Here is a 24,849-nt window from a genome sequence, read left to right on the forward strand (position 1 = left end):
AAGCTGCACCTGCACCCACGGCACCCGACGCTGCGGCACCACCATCCGCGGATGCACCACCTGCCGCCACCGCGCCATCGCCTCCCGCGGATGTGCCTCCGCCTGCCGATCCCGCCCTCCCCGAGGATTCGCCCACCTGACGATCCCCGCGCTCGAGCTCCTCGGGACCGGAGACACCTTGTCGTGGCCGGAGACCTGAAGTACCAAGTCCCCCGCCACCGCTTCCCATCTCACGCCATCCCGACCCGATCAGTGACTGACCTGTGCTCAAGGGGAGTGCTGGCGGGTCGCCCTAGCTGGAGGGGACGGCGCGGCCGCAACCTCGGCCGGCGACGCCCTGACCCTGTGTGGGTTGAGGATTCGCGGCATGACGATTACTGCGGCTGAGCTGGCCGGCTTCACCCTCGCGCGGCAGCATCCGGTGACGCGTTCGTGGGTGGACGACGCGACTCGGTTGCGGTTGCTGACCGAGATGCACGAGGACCCGGACGTCCTGCTCGCGAACTCGCTCGAGATCGCCGAGCTGCGGGCCAACCGCTTCGCGCCAACTCAGCCGCCGGAGTCGATGCTCAACTACTGGCTTCCGGCCGGCGAGGTACGGGCGATGTTCAGCATGCGGTTCGAGGGTGGCGACTCCACGAAGCCTTTCGTCGACGCCACCCCGATGACGCGCAACCCGCAACCTGAGGACCTTCCCGCGCTGGCCGCGACTGCGCTCGACGTCTACGGCATGCACAATCCGCGCTACCTCCGCCTCTGGAGCGCCGACCCGGAACTCCCCGGCACCGAGCCCGACCGACGCTTCCTCGCCGCGCCGATCCGCGAGCTCCGCCTCACCGACGTACCGCCCGGTCTGGCACTACGCGCGACCGCCACCGTCGACCAGTACGACGAGGCCAAGCAGGCCTACGCCGATGTGGACGCCGACCACCCGCACCACGTCGAAGAAGCCGGCATCCAAGACCTGGAAGACCTCGAAGAAGCCGCCGAAGCAGGCCTGCTCTTCGACATCACCGTCGACGACGAATGGGCCGGCTACGCCGCCGCCATCGTCAAACCCGAAGACTCCCTAGGCCTCCCCGCCTACGTGGTCCGCGAACTCATCCTCGCCAAGAACCACCGAGGCCACGGCTACGGCCGCCACCTCAGCCACCTCCTGGCCAACGCCCTCCCCGACCCCACCCACATCTACATCGGCACCATCCACGCCGCCAACCAAGGCGCCCAACGGGCCGCCCGCACCGCCGGCCGCCACGACATCGGCGGCTGGCTGCAGTTGCCCCTCGAACGCGTATCGATGAACGGGTAGTGGTCGCCCGCACGCCAGTTTCCTCCGCTCCGGTCACCGGTCATCGCGTCGCAAGTGCCCACCACTACCCGTTGATCGGTACACGGAACGCGTCGGCGTGCTCCCGAGCCCACTCCGCGAAGGTGATCGCCGCGCGGCCCGTCAGCTCGGCGACGGTGTTGGTGACTGGTTCAGGGGTGTCGACGAGTGAGGCCCAGTAGGTGACGGCGCTGTCGGCCAGCACCGGGTCGGCGCCCTGGGTGAGCATCTGCTGCCGGGCGGCGTCGCCGGTCAGCCCCTCGACACTGATCGGTTTACCGATGACCTCAGCGATCGTGGCGACCTGATCTTCCTGGGTGATCGCTTCGGGCCCGGTGATCTCGTACGTGCGTCCGATGTGCTCCGCACCCAACAGCGCCAATACGGCGACCGCCGCGATATCGCGCTCGTGGATGAGGGACCGTGCAGCCTTCGGATACGGGAGTTGTACGACGCCGGTCGTGCGGATCTGTTCGGCCCAGTTGAGCGTGTTCACGGCGAAGCCGCTGGGGCGGACGAAGGTCCGGTCGTGGTCCTTCAGGAGGTCCTCGATCTCGCCCCAGAACCCACCACCGTTCAGCGTCGACAGGTAAACGACCCGCCGCGGCAACTCCGCGACCACCTCCGCCGCACCATCCGCGACAAACCATGGCCACAACAAGAACGCCGCATCCACGCCGACCGCAGCCCGTCGTACGGCGTCCACGTCGTGCAGGTCGCCGGTCACCAGCTCGACTTCCGCAGGCAGGTCGGCGGCGGTCGCCGTACGGGTGAATGCGCGGACCGAAACCCCCGCCGCAAGCAGGCCGTTGACGACGTGGCGGCCGACGCGACCGGTGGCTCCGATGACAAGAACTGTGCTCATGACGACCAGCCTCTGACCTCAACGGTGGTTCAGGTCAAGCGGAACTCGATAGGGTGGCGGGCATGCTGGAGTTCGTGGTGCGGGTGGTCGGCGTGATCGTCGCCTTCCTGGTGGCGCCGCTGGTGGTCGGTCAGGCCGAGCACAAGGTGATGGCGCACATGCAGTCACGGCTCGGGCCGATGTACGCCGGCGGTTTCCACGGCTGGGCGCAACTGGTCGCGGACGGCGTGAAGTTCGTGCAGAAGGAGAGCGTCGTCCCCGCGGCTGCGGATCGGCGCATCTTCGAGTGGGCGCCGTTCGTCGCGATCCTGCCGTACATGGCGGCCCTGGCCGCGATCCCGATCGCGCCCGGCATCGTCGGCGCCGACCTCGACTCCGGGCTGTTCTTTGTGCTCGCGGTGATGAGCGTCGGCGTTCTCGGCTCGCTGATGGCCGGCTGGGCCAGCGGCAACAAGTACAGCCTGCTCGGCGGTCTCCGGGTCGCGGCGCAGCTGATGAGCTACGAGCTCCCCTTCGTCCTCTCGGCCGCGAGTGTCGCCGTCGCCGCCGGTTCGCTGAGCCTGACTGGCATCGCGAACGCCTGGAATCCCTGGTGGCTGCTCTGGCAGCTCCCCGGCCTGGTTGTCTTCTTCATCGCCGGCCTGGCCGAGCTCCAGCGCCCGCCGTTCGACATGCCGGTCGCTGACTCCGAGGTCATTTTCGGCCCGTACACCGAGTACACCGGCCTCCGCTTCGCGCTGTTCCTGCTCGCTGAGTACGCCGGAATTGTCATCCTCTCCGCACTCACCGCCGTACTGTTCCTCGGTGGTTGGTCCGGCCCGGGCCCCGACTCGATCGGCTGGATCTGGACGATCCTGAAGACCGCCGTGGTCGCCTTCATCGTCATCTGGGTCCGCGTCTCCTTCCCGCGGATGCGCGCCGACCAGCTCCAGAAGCTCGCCTGGCAGGTGCTCGTCCCGGTGGCGCTGCTCCAGCTCGCGATCACCGGCATCGGCGTCGTCTTGACCTAGAGCACGCTCCAGCAGGCAGAGTCGGTCAGCATGATGCAACGGACTCTCGCCGGTCGCCGGCCGGTCAGCGCGCTCTGTCTCGGTGCCATGAACTTCGGCAGCTCCACCGATCCGGAGACTGCGATCGCGATCCTGGACCGTTTCGTCGAGGCTGGCGGCACCTTCATCGACACCTCGAACAACTACAACCAATGGCTCGGGACCGGCGGTGACAGCGAGGAACTCCTCGGCCGCTGGATGCATTCCCGCAAGAACCGCGATCAGTTGGTCATCGCGACCAAGGTCGGCGCCCGTACGACGGTCGCGGGCGACCCCGGTGATCAGCACTGGGAAGGGCTTCGCGCTGGCACAGTCGCGGCCGCGGTCGAAGGCAGTCTCGCGAGACTCGGCACCGATCGCATCGACCTCTATTACGCCCATATCGACGACCGCGTCACCCCGCTCGACGAAACGGTCGGTGCCCTCGGTCGACTCGCGGCAGACGGTGTGGTTGACCTTGTCGGCTGCAGCAACACGGCGACCTGGCGGCTGGAGCAGGCGCGGCGGCTCGCCGCAGACCAGGGTGTCGAGGCGTACTCGGTGATCCAGCAGCATTCGACGTACCTGTGGCCGAGTCCGCTCGCTCCGATCGACGTCCGCCGCGGCTCACCGTTCTTCGTGCACGCGACTGTCGAGCACTTCGACTACCTCGCCGAGCACCCAGATCTGACGCTGGTCGCCTATGCCTCCCTCCTCGGCGGCTCGTACGCCGGGCGCCCGTTCCCGGCGAATCGCGGATACGCGCACCCGTCGGCGTACGGGCGTTTCGAGGAGCTCCGCCGCGTCGCCCGCGAGGTGGGCGCCACCGCCAACCAGGTGGTGCTCGCCTGGATGCTGCACCGGCCGCAGGTCGTCCCGCTCTTCGGCGCATCCACTGTGGCCCAGCTGGAGGAGGCGCTTGACGCCGTCCAGCTCGAACTCTCCGACGACCAACTGCAGCGCCTCGACACGGCCTAGGTTGATCACGCCTCGCGGAGTCGTCGAACGCGCGCAGGTGCTCGTGCTGCCCACGAGTCGGTGAGCACCTCCACCAGTTCGGGGGCGTCGATCGCGTCGAGCCAGCCGAAGACGGCTGACGGGAAGGCCTTGGCGAGCCAGTAGGTGGCGGGCGAGCCGGCGGTCAAGGCGTCGCGATCGGCGGGATCGGGAGTCCAGAACTGCAGAATCTCGCGACCAGCGTCGTTCCAGCGCAACCGGGCGAACTGCCGGCCGGCGACGTCGTACGCCGGGGACCCCTCGTGGGCGACACCGGGGGCGGTCTCCGGGAGGGTGGCCGCGATCCGCTCGACCTCTGTCCAGTCCGCCATGGTGGTCAGGACCTGGTCAGGTGGGGCGCCGGGTCGCCGTAGCCGAGGTCGGTCATGCCGGCCTTGTAGAAGGCGTCGACGACCAGAGTGCGCCGAACGGCGGCGAAGGTGAGCACGTGCCCGATCATGCCGCCGTAGCTGGACACCTTGGGTGGTGTGCAGGTCGAGTCGACGAAGGTTTCGTCGAACGCGCTCTCGGCGCTGACCCGCCGGACGAGGTCGACGAACCTCGGGCCCGCGACGTCGTACCGGTCGCGGAGCTGGCCCAGCGACACGGCCCGCCCGGCCTCGGGGAACTCGAAGGGTTCGGATGCGGTGGCGGCGAGCCACATCTCGAGCTGCCAGACCATTCGATCCAGCATCCGTCGCGGTGTGATCGGCGGCTCGTCCAGATCAGGTGCGGGGAACGGTCCGTCGAGGACGTCGGGGGAGATGTCGCGGGCGCGGTCGATCAGCTCGCCGAGCAGGTTGACGTGGTGCTCGGCGAGACCGGTGACGATGTCCATGCTGGTGACCTTTCGTCGGGCCGGCAGGCGAAGACCTGCCGGTGGCTGGAAATGGACTCCACTCGGTGCCTCGAGCAGGAACGGGTGTGTCGGTTGCCGGCGCCACTGTTTCGGCGTCGTCCCGTAGACGCGGGAGAACGCCCGGGTGAAGGCCTCGTGCGAGCCGAAGCCGGCATCGATCGCGATGTCGAGGATGCCGCGGTCGGTGCCGGCCAGTTGATAGGCGGCGCGCTCCAGCAGCAACCTGCGGCGGAGCGCGATCGGGGTCTCACCCGCCACTGCCGTGGCGATCCGGTCGCAGTGGAACCGCGACAGGTGCAACCGGCGCGCCAATTCCGCTCCGGTGGCCGACGCATCGTCGAGGCTCTCGCCGACCACATCGACCAGCGTCACGAACAGATCCGTCGAGTCCATACCTAGATCCTGCCGCTCCGCAGCCCCTGGGTCTTGACCGCTTTTGCTCTCTGCCGACGTCCCCGGACGGCCCATTGTCGTCCGGGATTCATCTGGCCGCCATCGGTGAGTGGTTGATCCCGGCCGACACTGATGATTGATTGGTCCGGACCAATCAACCTGCTTTCGGAGGAGCCTGTGAACCGCCCCCTAGCTGTCACCGCTCTCGCAATCGTCGCCGCGTCGAGCTTGCTCGCCACGTCGGCGTTCGGCGTCGCCGATGCGCCGTCCGCTCGCTCGCAGAAGGTGCTGGTGATCGGCATCGACGGCGCGATGCTGAGCAAGATCCAGGCCTTCAACACCCCCGCGATGAAAGAGCTGATCCGCACCGGCTCGGCCGCCAAGACCTCCCTGTACGCCGCTCCGTTCGCGCCGACCGTTTCCGGCCCGGGCTGGGCGACCAACGCGACCGGTGTGTGGCCGGACAAGCACCAGGTCAAGAGCAACAACTGGGGGACCGGGTCGAAGCTGACCCAGTACCCGGACTTCTTGACCCGGCTGGAGCGCGCCCGCCCCGAGCTGTCGACGTACGCGATTGCCGACTGGACGCCGCTGACCACCAACAGCGCCGGGCAGGCCATCTTCAGCGATGAGATCCAGAAGAAGGTCACGTACGACGGCGACGCCCTCGGCTACACGGCGGCAGACGCGAAGATTGCCACCGAGGCCGCGGCGTACCTGAAGGACACTGGCCCGGACGCGTCGTTCGTCTACTTCGGTGACGTCGACATCGCCGGGCACAGTTGCGGTGCAGCCGGTGCCTGCTACCGGACGGCGACCGAGCAGACCGACAAGCACATCGCGACGCTGCTCTCCGCGGTGCGCGCGCGACCGACGTACGCGAATGAAGACTGGACGATCCTCGTCACCGCCGACCACGGTCACACCGAATCCGGCGGCCACGGCGGCAGTTCGGTCGCTGAACGGTCGTCGTTCATCATCCGCAACGGCCCCGGTACGACGCCTGGTACGCCGGCCGTTGCGCCGAAGAACGTGGACATCGCGGCGATCGTGCTGGGTCGATTCGGGGTCAGCGCACCGGAGATCGACGGGCAGGCGAATCCGGCCGCGGATCCGTTCGACTCGCTCGTGGGCTCACTGCAATCGCGCGTCGACGAGACCGGCGTACCGGCTGATGTGAAGGGCTGGACGCACAGCACCCCGGCGGGTTGGGCGATCGACAACGCCGGACTCGGGACGGGTGGTGTCCGCGAGTGGCAGGGCTGGTCGTTCACCACGGACGACTTCTGGACCCGGGCCGCTCCGGATCAGTCGCGTGAGGGCAACGTCCGGGCGCGCGGTGTCTTCGCGGTGGCCGACTCTGACGAGTGGTCCGACAAGTCGCGCAGCGGCCTGTTCAACAGCAAGCTCGTGTCGCCGTCGTACGACGTCACCGGCGCAACCACCGCGGCGATCAGCTTCTCGTCGCACTACCTGAAGAGCGGCAACGAGACCGCGACCGTCCTGGTCTCCTTCGACAACGCCGCCGCCAAGCCGATCCTCACCTACACCGCCGACGCGATCGCCAAGCAGGAACGCCTCACGGTCCCGGTCCCAGCCGGCGCTCGCAACCTCAAAGTCACCTGGTCCCTGGCCAACGGCGACAACGACTGGTACTGGGCCATCGACAACCCCCAGATCGGTCGCTAAGCACAGGACGTAGAGGTACGAGACGGCGCTCGCGCGGCACGTCCCCGCGAGCGCTGCACTCCCCATTCCCGGCCGCCTTGAGCCCCCACCAGTCACCTACCACCCCCCGAAACGCCTGACCCGTGCTCAAGGCCGCGCCCCACTTTGAGCACCCACCAGTCATTTTCCGGCCGGATCCGTGACTGACCGGTGCTCAATGTCGTAGTGGGGCTTCACTCGGCGGGAATGTAGATGCCGAGGAACAGTTCGCCGGAGACCACTAGCCGGCCGGTCTGGCGGAAGTAGACCGGGCCGGCGGCTTGGGGACGGACTGGTGCGAAGTAGAAGCCGGACCCCGGGCCGTCGGCCGGGTTGAACTGGTAGGACCGGCCGCCGGGGGTGCCGGCGAGCTCTAGCGAGTGGGACAGCCCGCCGCCGTTGATGCCGGCGACTACGAAATACGGTTCGAATGCCGGGCCATCCGCGCTAACACCAGTGTCCAGCGCGTCGGTGGTCGTTTCGATGGCCGTGCTGTCGTCCAGACGGTAGAGGCGGCCGTGGAGCTGCGCGAAGGTCGGGAGTTCGATATAGCCGAACGCGCCCAAGGAGGTGGTTTCGGCGATGGTGTAGACGGCGGCGCCGACGGTCAGGCCTGGTGCTTCGACCGGGCGATTGTTGCCGTCGACAACAGTTGCGGTCAGCTGGAGGGGTCGGCCGACGCGCAGGCTCTGGTGCAGAATGGCGCCGAAGCGCTCACCCGGGAGCGGGTCGGACACCTCGCCGCAGGCTTGGGAGCTGATGACCTTCTTGTTGAGGCGCAGTACGACGGCGGCCACGTCACCCGCCGACCGGTTGCCGGGGAGCGTGCAGAAGATCCGGAAATCGACCTGTGTATCGGTCGGGGTCCACGTGAACGACAGCGGTCCGTTGCCGATCCGCGCTTCCTGCAGTTCGGCTCCGGCCACCACGGCCTGGTAGCGCAGGCCATCCTTGACGTAGTCGCCCTTCGCCGGGTCAACCGGCGCACTCGGCATGCCGTCGCTCACCGGCTTGGGGCGCACCGGCTGAATCGGGGTCGGCGTCTTCGCCGGTTCGCTCCGGTCCAGGAGCGGCGTACCGGTCAAGAGAGTGGTGCCGACGGCTAGGCAGGCGGCTGCTGTGACAACCCCGGTCAGGGCGCGGCGGCGTCGTACCTGACGCGCCCGGCGCTGCACCTGCGCGAGCGGGGCGGGCGTCGCGAGGTCGATCTCGGTCGCCTGGTCGTTGAGGTGCCGGCGGAGTTCGTCGAGGCTCATGACTGCTCCAGGGGGTGGTCGACGAGACGGGGATCGATCCGGAGCTTGGCCAGCGCGCGGCTCGTCTGGCTCTTCACATTGCCGACCGAGCACCCGAGAATTCGCGCGGTTTCCGCCTCGGAGAGGTCTTCGTAGAAGCGCAGTACGACGACCGCCCGCATCCGCCGGGGGAGTCGCTTGAGGGCGCCGCCCAGGTCGACCCCGGGCTCGTCGTCGTGCCACGGGGGATGGGGGAGTTCGTCGGTCGGGTGCTCGCCGTTCCAGCGGCGGCGCCACCAGGCGGAGTAGGTGTTCACCATCGTCCGGTGTACGTAGGCACCCGGCTCCTCGATCCGCGCCCAGGCGAGCCAGCACCGGGCCAGCGTCGTCTGCACCAGATCCTCGGCCAGCGCCCGGTCCTGGGTCAGCAGGTACGCCGTCCGCAGCAGCTGCCCATATCTCGCCGCAACGAAGTCCTCGAACTCCGCTCGGCCCTTTGTCATCCCCACACCCTGCCCGAGTACCTGGGCCAAGGCAGAGGTTGCATGCGGATCTCCAGCACTGACCAACCCCGCTTCGCAGGGGTGGAACGCGGCCCGCTGAGCGTGCTGGCCGGCGTCCCGCGGAAGTTAGTCAGTGGTGGGCGTCCGCCCCGCCTGTCGATCTGGGGCCGCCGGGTTCGTAGACAGGGTGAGACTAGAGACCAGGAGGTCACCATGACGCAGTACCTGTTGAGCATCTACCAGCCGGATGGACCCGTGCCGGAGCCGGACGTTCTCGCGAAGGTCATGAGCGAGTTGGAAGCGGTGAACGAGGAGATCCGGGCGGCGGGCGCGTGGGTGTTCGCGGCCGGCCTGCATGCGCCGGAGACGGCCACCGTGGTCAAGGCGACCGGCGGCGACGTGCTGGTGACGGATGGGCCCTATGTCGAGGGCAAGGAGCACCTCGGTGGGTTCACGGTCATCGAGGCGGCAGACCTCGACGCGGCACTGCACTGGGCCCGCAAGGTCGCCGCGGTGCTGGAGCCCCTGGCGATCGAGGTGCGCCCCTTCCAGGGATAGCCCGCTCCTTGGAAGGCCCGGTCGAGGCGTCGCGTGGATCAGTAGGGTCGCAGGCATGCCGGGATTCGAACTGATCTGTGAAGTTGAGCCGCCGACGCGCCCCGATCTGAAGAAGGTCCGCCATCAGATCGGGGTGATGAGCCCGATCGCGGACGCGTTCCTCATTCCCGACAACCACATCGGCCGGGCCACTGTCTCCAGTGTCGCCGTGGCCAACGAGGTTCAGGCGATGGGCTCCCGCGGGATCGCCTGCCTGAACTCCCGGGACCGCAACCTCCTCGGATTCCGCCGTGACCTGCTCACGGCGGCGGCGTACGGGGTCGAGCAGTTCCTGTTCGTCCATGGCGACGACCCCGCCGAGGGCGCCCGCACCAGCCAGCTCACGGTTCGCACGATGATCGAGCAGACGCGCGAAACGTCGTACCCGGGTCTTAATCCCTTCCAGGTCGGCGCCACCACGCGACTGCGCCCGGTCCCGCGCTGGAAGGCCGAGGCCGATTTCCTCTTCGTCCAGATCAGCTACGACGTCGACGAGCTCCTGCGCTGGCGCGAATCCGTCGATCTGAGCATCCCCGTTTACGCCGGGGTCATGGTGCTCGCCAGTTCCGCCATGGCCCGCAACCTGGCCGCTCTGCCCCAGCTCACCATCCCCGACAGCCTGATCGAGGCGGTCGACAAGGACCGCGACGCCGGGATCGACCACGCCTGCGAGCAGATCCTGCGGATCCGTGACTCGGGGGCCTTCGATGGCGTTCATCTGATACCGGTCAGTCGTTATCGCCAGGTCGCGGCCCGGCTGGAAAGGGAGCTGGTCGCACCGGATGGGGGTGGAACCGACTAGTGTCCTGCTAGTACAGGATCCTGACGGGGAGGTGGAGCGTGAGTGTGCCGGGTAAAGGTCTGATCGATGGGCTGAAGGTCACCGCGAAGACCTTGGGGCGTCGTTCTGTCACGGAGCAGTATCCGGAGGTTCAGCCGGAGTTGCCGCCGCGCTCGCGCGGGGTGATCGCGTTGATGGAGGAGAACTGCACGTCGTGCATGCTCTGTGCGCGCGAGTGCCCGAGCTGGTGCATCTACATCGACTCGCACACCGAGACCGCGCCATCGGTCGGTGAGCAGGCGCGTGAGCGCAGCCGGAACGTGCTGGACCGCTTCGCGATCGACTTCAGTCTGTGTATGTACTGCGGGATCTGTATCGAGGCCTGCCCGTTCGACGCGTTGTTCTGGTCGCCCGAGTTCGAGTATGCCGAGACCGAGCTGCGGAACCTCACGCACGAGAAGGACAAGTTGCGCGACTGGATGTGGACCGTCCCGGCGCCGCAGCCGATCGACCCGGGCCCGTCCGTCACCTCCGTGGAGGAGGAGGCGTGACCACAGCTCTCTTCGCTGTCGCCGGTGCGGTGGCAGTGGCCGCCGCCGTGATGGTTGTGACCTCGCGCCGTATCGTGCACGCAGCCCTGTGGCTGGTCGTCACGCTCGGCGCGGTCGCCGGCTGTTTCGGTGCGCTGCAGGCCGAGTTCGTCGCGCTGGTGCAGATCCTTGTGTACGTCGGTGCCATCGTCGTGCTCGTGCTGTTCGCGCTGATGCTCACCAAGGCCCCGACGAATCCGCTCCCCACCTTGACCACCGGACGCAGTCCGTTCGCGGCCGCCATCGCAGTCGTCCTCGCGCTGCTCCTCGGCGCCGGCGTGGTCTTTGCCTTCGGCAACCAAAAGATCGAGCCTGTGCCGGCCGGTTCGGCCAACGCGATCGGGACGTCGATCTTCCAGACCTGGGTGCTGCCGTTCGAGATCCTCTCGGTCCTCCTGCTGGCCGCGCTGATCGGAGCGATCGCGCTGTCCCAGCGGAAGAAGGAGGACTGAGATGCCGCTGGTTCTCCCGCTGCTGCTCGCGGTCGTGCTGTTCTGCCTCGGCGTGTACGGCGTTCTGTCCCGCCGCAACGCCATCACCATCCTGATGTCGCTCGAGCTGATGCTGAACGCGGTCAACCTGAACCTGGTGGCGTTCGACGCCTGGCACCTCGACGGCCTGGCCACCGGTCAGACGCTCGCCGTCTTCGTCATCACCGTGGCCGCCGCCGAGATCGGCCTCGGTCTCGCGATCGTGCTGCTGCTGTTCCGCGGCCACGGTCACGTTGATGCCGACGCAGCCCGCGACCTGGTCGAGCACGAGGAGTCCGCGACGTGATTGCGACCGTCTGGCGGGTGGCCGGGGTCGGCTTCTCGCTGCTCCTGGTGCTGATCGCCGCCCTCCTGTACGGCGCCGCCCCCGAGCAAGCGTCGTTCCTGAATTCGCAGATCGGCGACCTGACCATCGGCTTCGCGGTCCGCACCGATGACCTGACGGTTCTCCTCCTCGCAGTCGTCGGCGTTGTCGCGACCTGCGTCCAGGTCTACTCACTCAGCTACCTGCATGAGCGCGCGTCGTCGTACCACGCGCTTGTCACGCTCTTCACCGCCGCGATGGCGACGGTCGTTGTCTCGGACAGCCTGTTCCTGCTGCTGATCGGCTGGGAGGTGATGGGCGCCTGCTCATACCTGCTGATCAGTCACTACTGGGAGCGGCGCGACGCCCGTTCCGGTGCGGTCAAGGCGTTCCTGATGACCCGCCTCGCCGATGTCGGCTTCCTGTTCGGCATCTTCGTGCTCGGTGTCGGCGCAGGCACCTTCCGGATCTCCGAGCTCGACCCCGCGCGCATTTCCCCTGGAGTCCTGACCGCGGGCACGCTGCTGCTCCTGGTCGGCGTCGTCGGCAAGTCGGCGCAGGTTCCCTTGCAGACCTGGCTTCCGGACGCGATGCCCGGTCCGAGCCCGGTCAGCGCCCTCATCCACGCGGCGACGATGGTGGCCGCCGGTGTCTTCCTGATCGCCCGCCTGTACGACGTCTTCTCCGCATCGAGCACGACGATGACCGTGCTCGCGATCATCGCCTGCGTGACCATGCTGTTCGCGGCGCTCTGCGCGATGGCCGCGGTCGAGGTGAAGCGGGTGCTGGCCTGGTCGACGGTCAGCCAGCTCGCGATCATGTTCTCCGCGCTGTCCCTGGGCACGCGCGAGGGGCGGCACGCCGCGCTCTTCCACCTGGTCACGCACGCGGCCTTCAAGGGTCTGCTGTTCCTCTGCGCCGGGGTGCTGCTGCATCAGGTCGGCAGCGCCGCGTTCGTGGTGCTCCGCCGGTACACGCGCCGCGGAGTGCTGCGGAACCGCCTGCGGGTGACCTTCCTGACGATGACGGTCGGGCTCGCGGCATTGGCCGGCGTACCGGGTTTTGCGGGGTTCTTCTCGAAGGACACCGTGCTGGAAGCGGCTTGGGATCATGCGCACCACGACGGTTCGGTGATCGGCTGGGTCGTGCTGGCCTCGGTCGGGCTGACCGCGTCGCTCACCGCGTTCTACTGCGCCCGGCTCTGGCTGTGGGTGTTCTTCCGGTCGCCGGCGCTGGCCGGGGCGATCGGCGCGTTCGAAGTGGATGATCCGATGGCGGATCTCGAAGACCCGGACACGTCGAAGCTCAAGGATGCGTCCTGGTTGATGCTCGGGCCGCTGGTATTGCTGGCGGTCGGTGCTCTAGGGCTCGGGTACGTCGACGGTCTGCATCTCAACTGGGCGATCGCGCTCGGTTCGACGGTTCTGGTGCTGTTCGGCGTCCTCCCGGCGTACTCGCTGTGGTCGCGCGGGGCGGATCCGCGGCCGGCTGTGCTGGAGCGTGAGCTCGGGGTGGACCGCGCGTATCACGGGATCTTCGTCGGGCCGGTGCGCTGGTTGGCCAAGCTGAGTGTGTTGGGGGATCGCGACGTGATCGGCGCCTACGTGCGAGCCGCGGGCCGGTCCGGGACACTCGCCTCCCAAGGCCTCCGCCTGCTGCAGACCGGCAACGTCCAGACCTATCTGACCGGCGCTGTCGTTGGCGTCGTCGCCCTCGCCATTCTCGCTGGGGTGATCGCCCGATGAACGCCATCCTGCTGGGTATTCTGGCCCTTCCGATGCTTGCTGCCCTCGCGTTGTGGGCGCTACCGATCACCCTCGGAGACCGACTGGCAGCCCTGTACGGCGCTGTGGTCTCCGGACTGGTTCTCGTCGGGTCCGTGCTGCTGTGGCAGCGAACCGAAGGCTGGTTCGCGTACTCCGAGCTGCAACCTGTGCAGCAACTGGGGCCCAACGCCCGCCCGCTGGACGCTGTCACCGACGTCCCGTGGATCCCGCCGCTCAACGTGCGCTTCCACATCGGCGTCGACTCGATCTCGGTCCCGCTGATCATCCTGACCGCGCTGCTGACGTTCCTCTGCTGCATCTACTCGCTCAAGATCACCCCGCGCATCGGCAGGATGCGCTCGCTGATCGCGCTCCTGCTGGTGATCGAGGCGGGCGTGATCGGTGCGTTCAGCGCGATGGACCTCGTGCTGTTCTTCGTCTGCTTCGAGATCGTGCTGATCCCGATGTGGCTGATCATCGACATCTGGGGCGACGACCACGATCCGGCCGGCCGCAAGCGGGCCGCGACCACCTTCGTGCTGATGACGGTCTTCGGCTCCGCGCTGATGCTGCTCGGCTTCCTGCTCGTCTACCGCCAGGCCGGGACCTTCGACCTCGTCCAGCTGACGAACTCCCCGGTGCTCGGTGGCCACGGCATACCGCTGGTTGCTGCGCTGCTCGTCGCGGTCGGGCTCGCGGTCAAGGTTCCGTTGTGGCCGCTGCACATCTGGCTGCCCGACGCGCACGCGAAGGCGCCGACGGTCGGCTCGGTGATCCTGGCCGGCATCCTGCTGAAGCTCGGCACGTACGGCCTGATCCGGATTCTCGTCCCGGTTCTGCCCGACGCGACCGTGACGATCGCGCCGTACCTGGGTGGTTTCTCGACCGTCGCGATCATCGCCGGCTCGCTGGCCTGTCTCGGGCAGACCGACCTGAAGCGGCTGATCGCGTACTCCAGCGTCGGCCACATGGGCTTCGTCGGCCTCGGTATCGCCTCGCTCTCCGACGCCGGGATGAAGGGCGCGCTGTTCGCGAACATCGCCCACGGCATCATCACCGGCCTGCTGTTCTTCGTTGCCGGCGCGATCAAGGACCGCCACGACACCAGCGACCTGCGCACGATCGGCAGAGCCCTGTACGCGCGGCTGCCGCGGATCGGGGCGTTGCTCACGTTCGCCTGCCTGGCGTCGCTCGGGTTGCCGGGGCTGGCCGGGTTCTGGGGCGAGATGCTGGTCCTGCTCGGCGCCTATGACCCCAGTGCTGCTTTGCCGCAGGCAACCTTTCGAGTCTTCATGGTGGTCGCCGGACTCGGTACCGTGCTGACCGCGGCGTACTTCCTGCGGCTGATCCGCAACCTCTGCCAGGGCGACCCGGCGGAGAACCCGGCGTCGGCTTTTGCGGTCGACCTGAGCCGGATCGAGCTGATCACCTGGTCGCCGCTGGTCGTACTGACCGTGCTGCTCGGCGTCTGGCCCGGCCTGCTTCTGCACCAGTGGGGGATCCTGTGACGCTCACGTGGACCGACTGGCAGGCCATCGCGGTGCCGCTGGTGCTGGCGATCGGCGCGGTCGCCGTGCTGCTCATCGACGCGTTCTGGCGCAGCGCCACCGTGCAGCTCCGGCATACCGTCGTCACGCTGCTGACCGGCGCGGTGATCCTGTTCGGCCTCGTGTTCGTGTGGGCTCAGCGCGACGACTTCAAACCAGCTTTCTGCCGCCCTGTCGTTGAGGGGCCGGCGGAATGCAGTCTGGTGTTCGAGCCGCTGACCGCCGGGTTGTGGGGCGTGCTGCTGATCGGCGGACTCGGGGTCGTCGGACTATCGGCGTACCGGCTGTTGTCGGCGGACATCCCCGTTGGCGAATATCACTTCCTGCTGCTCAGCGCGCTGGTCGGCGCGACCACGCTGGCCGGCGCGCGCGACCTCGCGACGGTGGTGATCGGGCTCGAGGTCGTCTCGCTGCCGAGCTTCGCTTTGGTCGCGTTGAGGCGTGATCGGCGCGGTTCTGAGGCCGCGCTGAAGGCGTTCCTGGTGTCGGTGCTGTCGACCGCGGTGATGCTGTTCGGCATCTCCTACCTGTACGGCGTGACTGGCTCCCTGCACCTGGTCACGATCGCGAACCGGCTGACCGGGCTCGACCCGGACATGAAGCGAGTCGCGTTCGCGGCCGGGCTGTTTGTGGTCGTCGGGTTCGCGTTCAAGATCGCGGCGGTGCCGTTCCACGCCTGGCTTCCAGACACCTACGTCGGGGCTCCGGTCGAGGTGACCGCGTTCCTGGCGGTCGTGTCCAAGTCGGCCGGTGTCGCCGGGCTGCTTGTGTTGGTGGTGACCGGCATTGCGCCCGATGGGTCGGATCTGCGGCTGGTGATCGCGATCCTGGCCGCCGTGACCATGACCGTCGGCAACCTGGCTGCGCTGCGGCAACGCGAGGCCGTGCGGCTGCTCGCCTGGTCGTCGATCGGCCAGGTCGGCTTCCTGCTCGCCCCGCTCGCGGTCGGCGACGCGCAGGCGGTCGTCGGGTATCTGGCGGCGTACGTGATCGTGACGCTCGGCGCCTTCGGAGCGGTCGCGGTCGTGCAGCGGCACCGGCCCGCTGGGCTGCTGTCGGACTACCGCGGGATGGTTCGCTCCGAGCCGGGCCTCGCGGTGGCGCTGATCTTCTTCCTGGTCGTGCTTGCCGGGCTGCCGCCGGGCCTGGCCGGGCTGTTCACCAAGTTCGCCGCGTTCCAGGCCGTCATCGACGGACACCTCGGCTGGCTGGCGATCGTGATGGCGGTCAACGTGATGATCGGCCTCGCGGTCTACCTGCGCTGGGTCGCCGAACTGTTCCTGCTGCCGGCCGACGACCCGTTCTCGGTCGATATCGAGACGCCGGCGGTTGTCATGGTCTCCCTGTTCACCGCGGCCGCCGTGGTGGTCTCGGTGCTGCCGAGCACACTCTTCGCGCTGGCCACTTAGAGCTGGTAGCTGACCTCGACGTCGTGGCCGTCGAGCTTCAGCTTGCCCTTGATGCCTTGGAGCTCACCGGTTCCTGAGCCCGGCACGAACTCGTAGTACAGGGTGGTTTCGTCGGTCATGGTGCCGAACTGCTGCAGTACGGCGGTGCCGGCGCGACCGTCGATCTCGCCTTGGAAGGTTTCCAGCGCGACGTAGCCGGCCCGCCCTGTTGACGGGTCACCGGCGGAGAGCATCAGGCCGGTGCTGGTGCCGGTCATACCGCCGGTCCAGTCCTTGGTGAAGTCGAAGCGACCGGTTGCCTCTAGCAACGGGTCGGCCGGCTTCAGGTCGATGGTGAAGGCTGCTGCGGTCTCGGGCATGGTCTGGAGACTAGCCGGGATGCGGAGGCGGCAGCTTGTAAGAACGCGACAGGTTCCGGCCAACGGGCGTTGAGTGCCGGTGCGGGTCGTTAGTGTCGGTTGGGTGATCAGACGCGTACTCCTCGCCACGGTGCTGACCGCTGCGTTGGCGGCTTGTGGCAGCTCTGCCGACGAGCCGCAGGCCCAGCCGAGCGCGACTTTCGAGGTGCCCGGGGCGACGACACCGGTCACGCCGTCAGCGCTGCCACCCAGCAGCCCGCCGGCGTCGACTCCGGCGCCCTCGACGCCGGCGTTCCCGAGCGCCAAGGACGGGCAGAACTACAAGGCGTGCAACGACGGGAACTGCGAAGTGCTGATCCGCAAGACCGCCGTCATCACCCTCAACGGTGAGAAGAACACCGCGACTGTGAAGGACGGCGGTGTCCGGCTCGCGAGCAAGACCGGCTACGTCAGCCTCGGCGGGCTGGGCGGAGCGGTCAGCTGGAGCAGCAACGGCCCGACCCACATGGCGACGCTGAAGGCAGCTGAGGGCGACACCGTCATCATCGTGATCAAGACCCGGCGCTAGCCGCCAGGAAGTCCTCGTACTGCTGCCAGACCCGGCGCCACAGGGCGTCGCGCCGGGCGGTGTCGTACTGGGGGAGCGGCAGGAAGAACTCGTCGGCGAGGATCGCGAAGTAGTCCGCCGGCGTCTCGATGATGCTGCTGTCCACGTGGTCGCCGAACGTTTCGGTGCGACCCACCGAACGCAGTACGACGATCGATTCGCGCTTGCGGCGGAAGACCGAGGCGGTCGCGCGGAAGCCGGACTTCGGATCGCCGGACAGCTCGAGGTGTTTCCCGGCGAAGTCGTCGAGGGTGGCCGGTGCGTCCTCGAAGTCCATCCCGAAGACGCCGAACCGCGGATCGTGGTCGAGCCGCCAGCCGGTCGTCTGCTCGGACCGGCGCAGCACCAGGTCGAACGGGTCCTGGTGAATGTCGCTGACCTCGAGCGGGACCGGGTGGATGAGCCCGTTGCCCAGGCCCGCGTCGACCAGCCACTCCCGCTCCGGATCCTCGACCAGCCCGCGCACAGTCAGTACGAGGTGGTTGGAATCCACCCCGGCCGGCCGATTCGGAGTCTGGACACCGCCGCGATGCATGGTGACGTCGTACCCGAGTTCGGTGAGCAGCAGCGCGAGAACACCGTTCAGCTGGAAGCAATAGCCGCCGGTCTCGTACGCGATGATCCGACGCGCGGTCTCCTCGACATCAAGCGCCGTACCGGGCTCTAGCTGGAACTGGACGGACTCGTAGGCGACTTGGTCGACATACGCCTCGTGCAGGCGATTCAACGCGTCCAGGTTGGGCTGTCCGTCGTGCTCGACCCCGATCCGGCGCAGAAGGGCTTCGGTATCCACAAGGCCGAGGCTATGCCAGGGACAGGGCATGGACACTGGAGTGCCGCAGCGGCGGTGACCTGGCAGGGTAGGGGGCATGACCTCTGAGCAGATCTATGTCGGGAGCTACACCAGCCAGGACGGTGGCGGCGAGGGGATCGGCTTCGGCTCGCTGGACGGCCTTGCGGTGGCGGCGACGACCGCCGACCCGTCGTTCCTCGTCCGGTCCGCTGACGGGCGTTTCCTGTACGCGACCAACGAAGAAGAGACCGGTCGCGTCAGCGCGTTCGCGATCCAGGCCGATGGTGCGCTGGAGTTCCTGAACGACCAGCCGACCGAGGGCCTGCACCCGTGTCACCTCGGGATCGACCCGTCGGGTCAGTACCTCCTGTCGGCCAACTACAGCTCTGGCTCGGTTGCGATCCACCCGATCGGCGCCGACGGCTCACTCGGTACGGCGACTCAGATCGTGCGGCGCGAGGGGACCGGCCCGAACGCGGATCGGCAGGAGGGTCCGCACGCGCACCAGGTCGTGTTCTTCGGCGCGTACGTGTTCGACGTGGACCTGGGCACGGACACGGTCTACACATCCACGCTGACCCCGGCCGGCCAGCTGGAAGCTGTCGACCTGCTGCGCGTCCACCCCGGCGCCGGTCCCCGGCACCTGGTATTCCACCCGGGTGGCGCGGCGGCGTACGTGATCAATGAACTCGACTCGACGCTCAGCGTCGCCAGCTACGACGACGGCAAGCTGTCGGTCGTCCAGACGCTGTCGACCCGCCCGGCTGACTCACCGGGGGAGAGCTACCCGGCCGAGCTGCTGATCTCCGCCGACGGCCGCTTCCTCTACGGCTCCAACCGGGGCGACGACACCATCGCCGTCTTCGCCGTGGCCGCGGACGGCTTCTCCGTCGAGCTCGTCCAGACCATCGACTCCGGCGGCAACTGGCCCCGGCACCTGGCCTTCAGCAACGACGGTGCGCTGCTCTACTCGGCCAACGAGCGCTCCGACACCATCGCCACCTTCACCATCGCCAACGGCCTCCTGGAGCAGGCCGGCGACCCGACCGCCTGGCCCAAGCCCGTCTGCATCCTCCCGGCCTAACTAGCGAAGAGCCATGACACCGGGTCCTAGCGGTGCCATGGCTCTTACAGCGTCAGACGAGCTTCTCGAAGAAGAACTCGTGCTTCAGGAACGACACGTCGTACTCGTGTCCCGGCTGCGGCGGCAGCAGCTGCGCAGCCTGGAACAGCCGCCAGCCATCCTTCAGAGCATCCAGACCGGACTCGTACGGCGGTACGTCGCTGTCCCCGGTTGTCGGCGACGTCTCACCGGTCCCGTCGTAGTTCGACCACCCGACGACTCGCGCGTCCAGTGCGGATGAGGCGAGGTACAGGACCAGTACCTGCTGGCGGACGGTCTGCTGGGCCGTCGTGACTGCTGGCGTGGTCATGCGATCACCTTCTTGGCGTGGGGGTTGACGCTGCGCTGGGAGACCACGCGCTGCGGGCGGTTCGTCACCCGGGTGACCCAGTAGTCCGGGTCGTAGGTGTCATCACCGGTGATGGCCTGCCACAGCTTGACCCGGTTGTAGATCTCCAGCCGGCCTGTCGCGCCCTCGTACCAGGGGAACGTCTGGCCGAGCTCGTGCGCGACCTGGTCGTCGTACAGGTCCTCTAGGTTCCATAGCCGGACCTGACGCACGGTGGGGTTGAAGCGGATCTTGAACATGTACCTGTCGATCGCACTGTCGTTCTTGCGGCCGCCGTGCCAGATGCCGTGGTGCAGGAACTGGACGGTGCCGGCCGGGCAGACCAGTCTGGTCTGGCCGCGCAGGTTCTGGTAGCGGCCGGTGTCGGACTCGTTTGTACGACGCAGGTGGCTGCCCGGGATGCTGAGTGTGCCGCCCATCTCCAGCGTGACGTCCTGCGGGTAGTACATGAGCTGCACGTCGAACGCGTCCTCGCGTACGTCGATGATCGCGTCACCGTGCAGGTTCTGCGCCTCGCCCTCGTGCGCCCGGCGGATGTGTACGGCGTGGTGGTCGACCGTCGGCTCCGGGCCGACCAGGCTGTGGATCGCCCCGGCCACCTCAGGCAGCTGCACCAGCCGCTGCACGAATTCGCTGTCCACGAACGCCTCCGACAGCGGAGTGCCGTAGGGGACGCCGGGGATGCCGTTGTCGAGGACCTCGATCGCCTGCCGGTTCATCTCGTCGGGCACGACGGCGTCCATCCGGAGCGCCCCCGTCGCCACGAAATGCGCCATCTGAACCGAGCTGAGCAGGTTCTTCTGATGCGGATGGGGCATGATTCTCCCTCTCGGGGTGGTGGTTGCTACTCCACAACGCTAAGTCGATTTATCGTTCCTTCGCGTGGGTTGTGATCACCACTGGTGGTAATTTTTCACCATGATTGAGCTGCGCCTAGCCGCGCCGCCGGAGGTTGTCAACGTCGGCGCCGGAATCCACGGCACCCGATCGCTGCGCGACACCTTCCAGCTCCCCGACCTCTGGCAGCTCCACCTCTACGCCTACTCCTGCGACCTCACCGTGGCCGGTACGACGTACGCCGTCGCGCCGGGGTATGTGTCGCTCACCCCAGCCGGTGCGCCGGTCCAGTTCGACTACCGCGGTCGCTCCGAACACCTCTACGCGCATTTCCGCCCGGCTGATGCGGGCGAGCCGTCGTACCTGCCCGTCGTACAGGACGCTGGTGAGCTGGCGCCGCAACTGACCGGGTTGCTGCGGTCAGCCACCGAGGCCTCGCCCTCCGGCTCCGCACGGGTCGCCGCCGAGGTCTGGACGGCCCTCTGGCGCATCGCGGACCTGGCTGCGGCCACACCTGAGGGAGACCCCCGCCACCCCGCGGTAGCCGCAGCCACCGCCTATATCGAAGCTCACCTAGGCCGGCCGCTGAGCGTTGCCGGGGTGGCCCGGGAGGTCGGCCTCTCCCACAACCACCTAACCCGCCTCTTCCAAGCCGAAACCGGCTCCACGGTGATCGGGTATTTGCGGCGGCGCCGAATGACCCGAGCCCGTCACCTGCTGGTCTCCTCGACCCTCTCCATCCCCGCGGTCGCAGCCTCCGTAGGCATCCCCGACCTCCAGGCCTTCAACAAGACCTGCCACCGCGAACTGGGAGCGTCGCCGCGCTCCATCCGCGCCGACGCCTAGCGGTCATCGGCGGAGCAGAACGCGAACCTGGTCCTCGATCTCCCGGACGACCTCGTCGACCGGGCGGGCGGAGTTGATCGTTGCGGCCATGCTGACGAACATGATCGCGGAGACGATGTGCGCGAGCGTCGCGGCGCCAGCGCTGATCTCCGCGTCCCGGCGCAGCACCTCGGCGATCGCCTCCTCGGTCTGCACGGTGAGAACGAGCGCGTCCCGGTGGTGTGGTTCCTCGGGGTCGCCGAAGACGATCTCCCGCAGGTAGGTCCGCCCGTTGTCGACCTGTTTGCGGTTGCACTGCACGACCTGGCGGACGATCGCCATCACCGCCTCCAGTACGTCGGAGCTGCGCGCGGCAGCCGACGTACCGACGGCGAGAGCTTCGGCGTACATGGAGTTCTGTACGAGCAGCAGAAGCTCGCCCTTGGACTTGGCGTAGAGGAAGAGCGTGCCCGCGCCGATGTCGGCCTTCTCGGCGATCTCCTGCGTGGTGACCTCGTCGACGCCGCGCTCCGCGAAGAGCTCTCGGGCAGCGGCGGTGATGCGGTCGAGCTTCTCCTGCTTGTTCCGCTCGCGCCGTCCGGTGGGTGGCATGATTGCCGTCCTTTTGTGCTTACAGGCTGAGGAACTCCACGGCGACCGGGGCGAACTTGTCGTGGAACTGGAAGATGCCGCCGTGCCCGGAATCAGGGTAGATGACCAGCTCCGAGCCTTTGATGCGGCGGTGCAGATCCTCGGACAGGACCGAGGGCACCATCCGGTCGTTGTCGCCGTTGGCGATCAACGTCGGCTGGGTGAGCGTCGACAGGTCGGCCGGCGCTGAGCGGCCCCACTTCTTGATCGCCTTCAACTGCGTCTGGAACGCCCGCAGCGCGACCGCCTGGTCGCGGTCCGCGGTGCGCTCCTGGAGTCGCTGCACGAAGGCGCGGGCGGCCGGCTTACCGGTCGCATTGCGGTTGAAGAACAGGAACTCCTTGGGATCCGAGCGGGTCAACGTCGCCCGCAGGATGTCGTAGTACGTCGTACCGGCGACCTTGTCCATGTCCTTCCCGCCAGCCGGCCCGGTGCCGGTGAGGACGAGCTTGCGGACGAGGCTCGGGTGCTTGGCCACGAGGGCCTGGGCGACCATGCCGCCGAGGGAGAAGGAGAAGACGTCGATCGTGTCGTACCCGAGCGCCGTGACGAACGCGTAGGCATCGTCGGCCATCGCCTCCACGCTGTCCGGCACCGTGCCGCTCGACGCCCCGACACCGCGCTGGTCGAAGGCGATGACGTGGCGTCCGTTCGCGATCGGGTCGACGATGCGTGGGTCCCAGTTGTCCAGATTCGCGGCCAGGTGGACGAAGAAGACGACGGGGATGCCGCCCTTCGGTCCGAGCTCGCGATAGGCAAAGGTGACGCCCCCGACGTCGACCGTCTGGGTAGGTGCGTCCTTGTACGTCGTACTCATGCTGATTCTCCTGTTTGGTGGGATGTGGTGATCACGGTTTTGCCGGGCCCGCCTTTGCCGAGCGACTGCAGCGCCTGCACGGTCTGGTCGAAGCCGAAGACGCGCGCGACCACCGGGCGCAGTACGCCGTCGTCGACGAGCGCGGCGATCTGGCGAAGCTGATCACCGCTGGCCCGCATGAAGAGGAACTCGTAGCTCACGCCGAGGTGCCGCGCTTGCCTGCGAATTTTGTTGCTGAGGGCACCCATCGCCAACCGGAGCGCGGGATTCGCGCCGAGCTCGCGACCGAACGCCGGGTCGGGTGGCCCCGCAATCCCGATCGCCTTGCCGCCAGGACGCAGTACACGCAGTGATTTCTTCAAGTTCGCACCGCCGAGACTGTCCAGTACGACGTCGTACCCGTCGAGGAGTTCTTCGAAGTCCTGCTCGCGATAGTCGATGAGGTGATCCGCCCCGAGCTTCCGCACGAGGTCGGCGTTCCCCGCGCTGACCGTGGTAGCCACCGTGGCGCCCAGGTGCTTGGCGAGCTGGATCGCGATCGTCCCGACTCCGCCCGCCCCGGCATGGACGAGAACCCGCTGCCCCGGCTGGACGTCGGCCCGCTCGACCAGTGCCTGCCAGGCGGTCAAAGCCACCAGTGGCAGCGACGCCGCTTCCTCGAAACCGAGCGACACCGGCTTGAGCGCAAGGTCGTCTTCGGCGATCGCGATCCGCTCCGCGAACGTTCCGATCCGGTCCTTGCTCGGCCGCGCATAAACCTCGTCACCGACCGCGAAGGTGTGAACTTTTGATCCCTTAGCGACCACCGTGCCGGCAACGTCGTTGCCGAGGATCAGCGGCAGCTCGTACCGAAGGATCTGCCGGAACTCACCCGCCCGGATCTTCTCGTCCAGCGCGTTCACCCCGGCCGCCCGCACCTCCACCAGCACGTCGCCGTCCCCGACCACCGGCTCGGCAACCACCGCCTCCCGCACAGGGGCCCGGTACCTCTCGACCACGAACGCGCGCATGACATCTTCCTCCGACTGAGTGAACTCAATAATGAGTGTACTCAGATTTCTCGATAAGAAAAGACGCGCGGCAGTTCTAGGAGGAACTGACGTTCAGCTTGGCTGGATCGTCAACGCGGCCAGGCCCTCGCTGAGGATGCCTCGGGCGATGCTGAGGCAGTCCTCACGGTCCGGCCCTGTGAGGGCCTGGTGTGACCACAGGACGACGTCCTCGCGCGCCCGCACATGCCGGTAGTAGCGGACGGCGTCATGGTCGATCGCATGCGGCCCGTAGCCGGTCAGGAACGACTCCACCTGCGCAGGGGTCGTCGTACCGACGTCTCCCATCCCGCCCAGCATGAACATCAGGTCCTGCTCGCGCGGCGCCAGGATCACGTCGTCCCAGTCGATCAACTGCAGCCCGTCCGCGCCGACCAGCACATTGCCGAGATGTGGATCGCCATGGCAAACCACTCGCGGACCCTCAGGCGCCGGCGGGTCGCCAGCCAGTAGTACGTCGATTGTGTCGGCGTACTCACGCCATAGCTCCGCCACCGCGGCCTCGACGTCGTCTGAGGGCGTCCACGCCCGCACCTCCGCCGCCAGCCCGGGCACTCGGGCATCCACCGGACTATGCCTCGGCAGCGCCTCCCGCAGTCGCGCAGGCGGTTCCGCGTCATGCACGCGCCGCAGCAGCGCGCCGTACTGGTGCCACTGCTCCACCGTCAGCCCAACCTCGGCCGCCCGCGCCCCATCGATCCACGGCGCCACAGTCAGCCGCTTCTTCTTCCCATGGAAGGTCCACAGCCCACCCTCGACCGTCCGAACAACCTCCGGTACGCCGGGCAGTCCGCAATCACCCAGGTACGCCGCCACCTGGTGGCCGGTGTTGCTCCCGGCCCCACTCCATTTCACCGCGTACGCATTCGTCGCCGTACGGGCCTTCCAGACCTGCGCAGCCAGGTCCGCCCCGAACCCGACGGGTGAGAGTTCCACCACATCCAGCCCGAAGTCGTCGTACAGCCAGCGCCGCAGCAACGTGTCACCCACGCCGCCCAGCATGCCTGCCGCAAGGGCCCGCGGCGACCCGATATCCGGGTC

Annotated in this window: 28 protein-coding genes and 1 pseudogene; 15 read left to right on the plus strand and 14 right to left on the minus strand. The window is 67.8% G+C overall.

Translation table 11 applies throughout. The features are described from left to right. A partial coding sequence (locus E1263_RS43775) for a hypothetical protein (protein WP_238161524.1) occupies positions 1-219 on the minus strand: 219 nt, incomplete at its 3' end. 148 nt (positions 220-367) lie between these two features. Between E1263_RS43775 and E1263_RS25165 the strand changes: the two genes are divergently transcribed. After that, a complete protein-coding gene (locus E1263_RS25165) occupies positions 368-1,309 on the plus strand; it encodes a GNAT family N-acetyltransferase (RefSeq protein ID WP_238161525.1) in 942 nt (313 codons plus the stop codon). 64 nt (positions 1,310-1,373) lie between these two features. On the opposite strand, the gene E1263_RS25170 is transcribed toward E1263_RS25165, so the two are convergent. Continuing rightward, positions 1,374-2,192 carry an SDR family oxidoreductase gene (locus E1263_RS25170; protein WP_132171544.1) on the minus strand — a complete coding sequence of 273 codons (819 nt, stop codon included), beginning with the start codon at positions 2,190-2,192 and terminating at the stop codon, positions 1,374-1,376. Positions 2,193-2,254: 62 nt separating this feature from the next. On the opposite strand from E1263_RS25170, the gene E1263_RS25175 reads away from it, so the two are divergent. Then, positions 2,255-3,202, plus strand: coding sequence for a complex I subunit 1/NuoH family protein (locus E1263_RS25175; RefSeq protein ID WP_238161526.1), 948 nt, complete (start codon positions 2,255-2,257; stop codon positions 3,200-3,202). 30 nt (positions 3,203-3,232) lie between these two features. Continuing rightward, the gene (locus E1263_RS25180) at positions 3,233-4,198 is read left to right on the plus strand and encodes an aldo/keto reductase (RefSeq protein WP_132171548.1); all 966 of its coding nucleotides are present in this window, start codon (positions 3,233-3,235) and stop codon (positions 4,196-4,198) included. 5 nt (positions 4,199-4,203) lie between these two features. Here the strand turns inward: E1263_RS25180 and E1263_RS25185 are convergent, their stop codons facing one another. Both E1263_RS25185 and E1263_RS25190 read right to left on the minus strand, forming a co-directional pair. Continuing rightward, on the minus strand, positions 4,204-4,548 hold the full coding sequence (locus E1263_RS25185) for an MmcQ/YjbR family DNA-binding protein (RefSeq protein WP_132171550.1): 345 nt from the start codon (positions 4,546-4,548) through the stop codon (positions 4,204-4,206). 5 nt (positions 4,549-4,553) lie between these two features. Further along, positions 4,554-5,468 carry a helix-turn-helix domain-containing protein gene (locus tag E1263_RS25190; protein ID WP_132171552.1) on the minus strand — a complete coding sequence of 305 codons (915 nt, stop codon included), beginning with the start codon at positions 5,466-5,468 and terminating at the stop codon, positions 4,554-4,556. Between the two features lie 177 nt (positions 5,469-5,645). Between E1263_RS25190 and E1263_RS25195 the strand changes: the two genes are divergently transcribed. Continuing rightward, complete coding sequence (locus E1263_RS25195) at positions 5,646-7,157, plus strand: alkaline phosphatase family protein (protein WP_132171554.1); 1,512 nt, start codon at positions 5,646-5,648, stop codon at positions 7,155-7,157. Positions 7,158-7,369: 212 nt separating this feature from the next. Here the strand turns inward: E1263_RS25195 and E1263_RS25200 are convergent, their stop codons facing one another. Both E1263_RS25200 and E1263_RS25205 read right to left on the minus strand, forming a co-directional pair. Further along, positions 7,370-8,431, minus strand: coding sequence for a hypothetical protein (locus E1263_RS25200; RefSeq protein WP_132171556.1), 1,062 nt, complete (start codon positions 8,429-8,431; stop codon positions 7,370-7,372). Continuing rightward, positions 8,428-8,913 carry a SigE family RNA polymerase sigma factor gene (locus E1263_RS25205; protein WP_132171558.1) on the minus strand — a complete coding sequence of 162 codons (486 nt, stop codon included), beginning with the start codon at positions 8,911-8,913 and terminating at the stop codon, positions 8,428-8,430. The genes E1263_RS25200 and E1263_RS25205 overlap by 4 nt, the downstream gene beginning before the upstream one ends. Positions 8,914-9,126: 213 nt before the next feature. Between E1263_RS25205 and E1263_RS25210 the strand changes: the two genes are divergently transcribed. The 8 genes and pseudogenes from E1263_RS25210 to E1263_RS25245 all read left to right on the plus strand — a co-directional run bounded on the left by E1263_RS25210 (position 9,127) and on the right by E1263_RS25245 (position 16,398). Continuing rightward, positions 9,127-9,471, plus strand: a complete 345-nt coding sequence (locus tag E1263_RS25210; RefSeq protein ID WP_132171560.1) for a YciI family protein — start codon at positions 9,127-9,129, stop codon at positions 9,469-9,471. Between the two features lie 55 nt (positions 9,472-9,526). Then, entirely contained in the window at positions 9,527-10,312 is a 786-nt protein-coding gene (locus E1263_RS25215; RefSeq protein ID WP_132171562.1) for a methylenetetrahydrofolate reductase, read from the plus strand. Positions 10,313-10,485: 173 nt separating this feature from the next. Further along, positions 10,486-10,701: pseudogene (locus E1263_RS43780) on the plus strand (4Fe-4S binding protein); the annotation flags it as partial. Positions 10,702-10,838: 137 nt separating this feature from the next. Further along, positions 10,839-11,333 carry an NADH-quinone oxidoreductase subunit J family protein gene (locus tag E1263_RS25225; RefSeq protein ID WP_132171566.1) on the plus strand — a complete coding sequence of 165 codons (495 nt, stop codon included), beginning with the start codon at positions 10,839-10,841 and terminating at the stop codon, positions 11,331-11,333. Between the two features lies 1 nt (position 11,334). Beyond that, positions 11,335-11,658 carry an NADH-quinone oxidoreductase subunit NuoK gene (gene nuoK, locus E1263_RS25230; protein ID WP_132171568.1) on the plus strand — a complete coding sequence of 108 codons (324 nt, stop codon included), beginning with the start codon at positions 11,335-11,337 and terminating at the stop codon, positions 11,656-11,658. Then, positions 11,655-13,421 (plus strand): NADH-quinone oxidoreductase subunit 5 family protein, encoded by a 1,767-nt coding sequence (locus E1263_RS25235; RefSeq protein ID WP_132171570.1) that lies wholly within the window; start codon positions 11,655-11,657, stop codon positions 13,419-13,421. The genes nuoK and E1263_RS25235 overlap by 4 nt, the downstream gene beginning before the upstream one ends. Continuing rightward, on the plus strand, positions 13,418-14,950 hold the full coding sequence (locus tag E1263_RS25240; protein WP_132171572.1) for a complex I subunit 4 family protein: 1,533 nt from the start codon (positions 13,418-13,420) through the stop codon (positions 14,948-14,950). The genes E1263_RS25235 and E1263_RS25240 overlap by 4 nt, the downstream gene beginning before the upstream one ends. Continuing rightward, a complete protein-coding gene (locus tag E1263_RS25245; RefSeq protein ID WP_132171574.1) occupies positions 14,947-16,398 on the plus strand; it encodes an NADH-quinone oxidoreductase subunit N in 1,452 nt (483 codons plus the stop codon). The genes E1263_RS25240 and E1263_RS25245 overlap by 4 nt, the downstream gene beginning before the upstream one ends. Here E1263_RS25245 and E1263_RS25250 read toward each other — a convergent pair. Beyond that, positions 16,395-16,757, minus strand: a complete 363-nt coding sequence (locus E1263_RS25250) for a DUF3224 domain-containing protein (RefSeq protein ID WP_132171576.1) — start codon at positions 16,755-16,757, stop codon at positions 16,395-16,397. The two genes, E1263_RS25245 and E1263_RS25250, sit on opposite strands and share 4 nt — an antisense overlap. 103 nt (positions 16,758-16,860) lie before the next feature. Between E1263_RS25250 and E1263_RS25255 the strand changes: the two genes are divergently transcribed. Further along, on the plus strand, positions 16,861-17,325 hold the full coding sequence (locus E1263_RS25255; protein ID WP_132171578.1) for a hypothetical protein: 465 nt from the start codon (positions 16,861-16,863) through the stop codon (positions 17,323-17,325). On the opposite strand, the gene E1263_RS25260 is transcribed toward E1263_RS25255, so the two are convergent. Beyond that, positions 17,309-18,157: an arylamine N-acetyltransferase family protein gene (locus E1263_RS25260; RefSeq protein ID WP_165956743.1), complete on the minus strand. Its 849-nt coding sequence runs from the start codon at positions 18,155-18,157 to the stop codon at positions 17,309-17,311. The genes E1263_RS25255 and E1263_RS25260 overlap by 17 nt on opposite strands. A 76-nt stretch (positions 18,158-18,233) precedes the next feature. Here E1263_RS25260 and E1263_RS25265 point away from each other — a divergent pair, with 76 nt between their 5' ends. Continuing rightward, positions 18,234-19,241: a lactonase family protein gene (locus tag E1263_RS25265; protein ID WP_132171582.1), complete on the plus strand. Its 1,008-nt coding sequence runs from the start codon at positions 18,234-18,236 to the stop codon at positions 19,239-19,241. A gap of 52 nt (positions 19,242-19,293) precedes the next feature. On the opposite strand, the gene E1263_RS25270 is transcribed toward E1263_RS25265, so the two are convergent. Together E1263_RS25270 and E1263_RS25275 are read right to left on the minus strand one after the other, a co-directional pair. Continuing rightward, on the minus strand, positions 19,294-19,590 hold the full coding sequence (locus E1263_RS25270; RefSeq protein ID WP_132171584.1) for a hypothetical protein: 297 nt from the start codon (positions 19,588-19,590) through the stop codon (positions 19,294-19,296). Continuing rightward, the gene (locus tag E1263_RS25275) at positions 19,587-20,447 is read right to left on the minus strand and encodes a phytanoyl-CoA dioxygenase family protein (RefSeq protein ID WP_202869044.1); all 861 of its coding nucleotides are present in this window, start codon (positions 20,445-20,447) and stop codon (positions 19,587-19,589) included. Before E1263_RS25275 ends, E1263_RS25270 begins: the two co-directional genes overlap by 4 nt. A gap of 100 nt (positions 20,448-20,547) precedes the next feature. Here E1263_RS25275 and E1263_RS25280 point away from each other — a divergent pair, with 100 nt between their 5' ends. After that, entirely contained in the window at positions 20,548-21,312 is a 765-nt protein-coding gene (locus tag E1263_RS25280) for an AraC family transcriptional regulator (protein ID WP_132171586.1), read from the plus strand. A gap of 3 nt (positions 21,313-21,315) precedes the next feature. On the opposite strand, the gene E1263_RS25285 is transcribed toward E1263_RS25280, so the two are convergent. From E1263_RS25285 to E1263_RS25300, 4 genes are all read right to left on the minus strand, one after another. Further along, a complete protein-coding gene (locus E1263_RS25285) occupies positions 21,316-21,903 on the minus strand; it encodes a TetR/AcrR family transcriptional regulator (protein ID WP_132171588.1) in 588 nt (195 codons plus the stop codon). A 19-nt stretch (positions 21,904-21,922) separates the two neighbouring features. Then, on the minus strand, positions 21,923-22,759 hold the full coding sequence (locus tag E1263_RS25290) for an alpha/beta fold hydrolase (protein WP_132171590.1): 837 nt from the start codon (positions 22,757-22,759) through the stop codon (positions 21,923-21,925). After that, positions 22,756-23,769: an NADP-dependent oxidoreductase gene (locus E1263_RS25295; RefSeq protein ID WP_132171592.1), complete on the minus strand. Its 1,014-nt coding sequence runs from the start codon at positions 23,767-23,769 to the stop codon at positions 22,756-22,758. Before E1263_RS25295 ends, E1263_RS25290 begins: the two co-directional genes overlap by 4 nt. Before the next feature lie 93 nt (positions 23,770-23,862). After that, complete coding sequence (locus E1263_RS25300) at positions 23,863-24,798, minus strand: phosphotransferase enzyme family protein (protein WP_165956744.1); 936 nt, start codon at positions 24,796-24,798, stop codon at positions 23,863-23,865. Positions 24,799-24,849: the final 51 nt, after the last annotated feature.

Source organism: Kribbella antibiotica, from assembly GCF_004349055.1.
In the GTDB taxonomy this organism is placed as follows: domain Bacteria; phylum Actinomycetota; class Actinomycetes; order Propionibacteriales; family Kribbellaceae; genus Kribbella; species Kribbella antibiotica.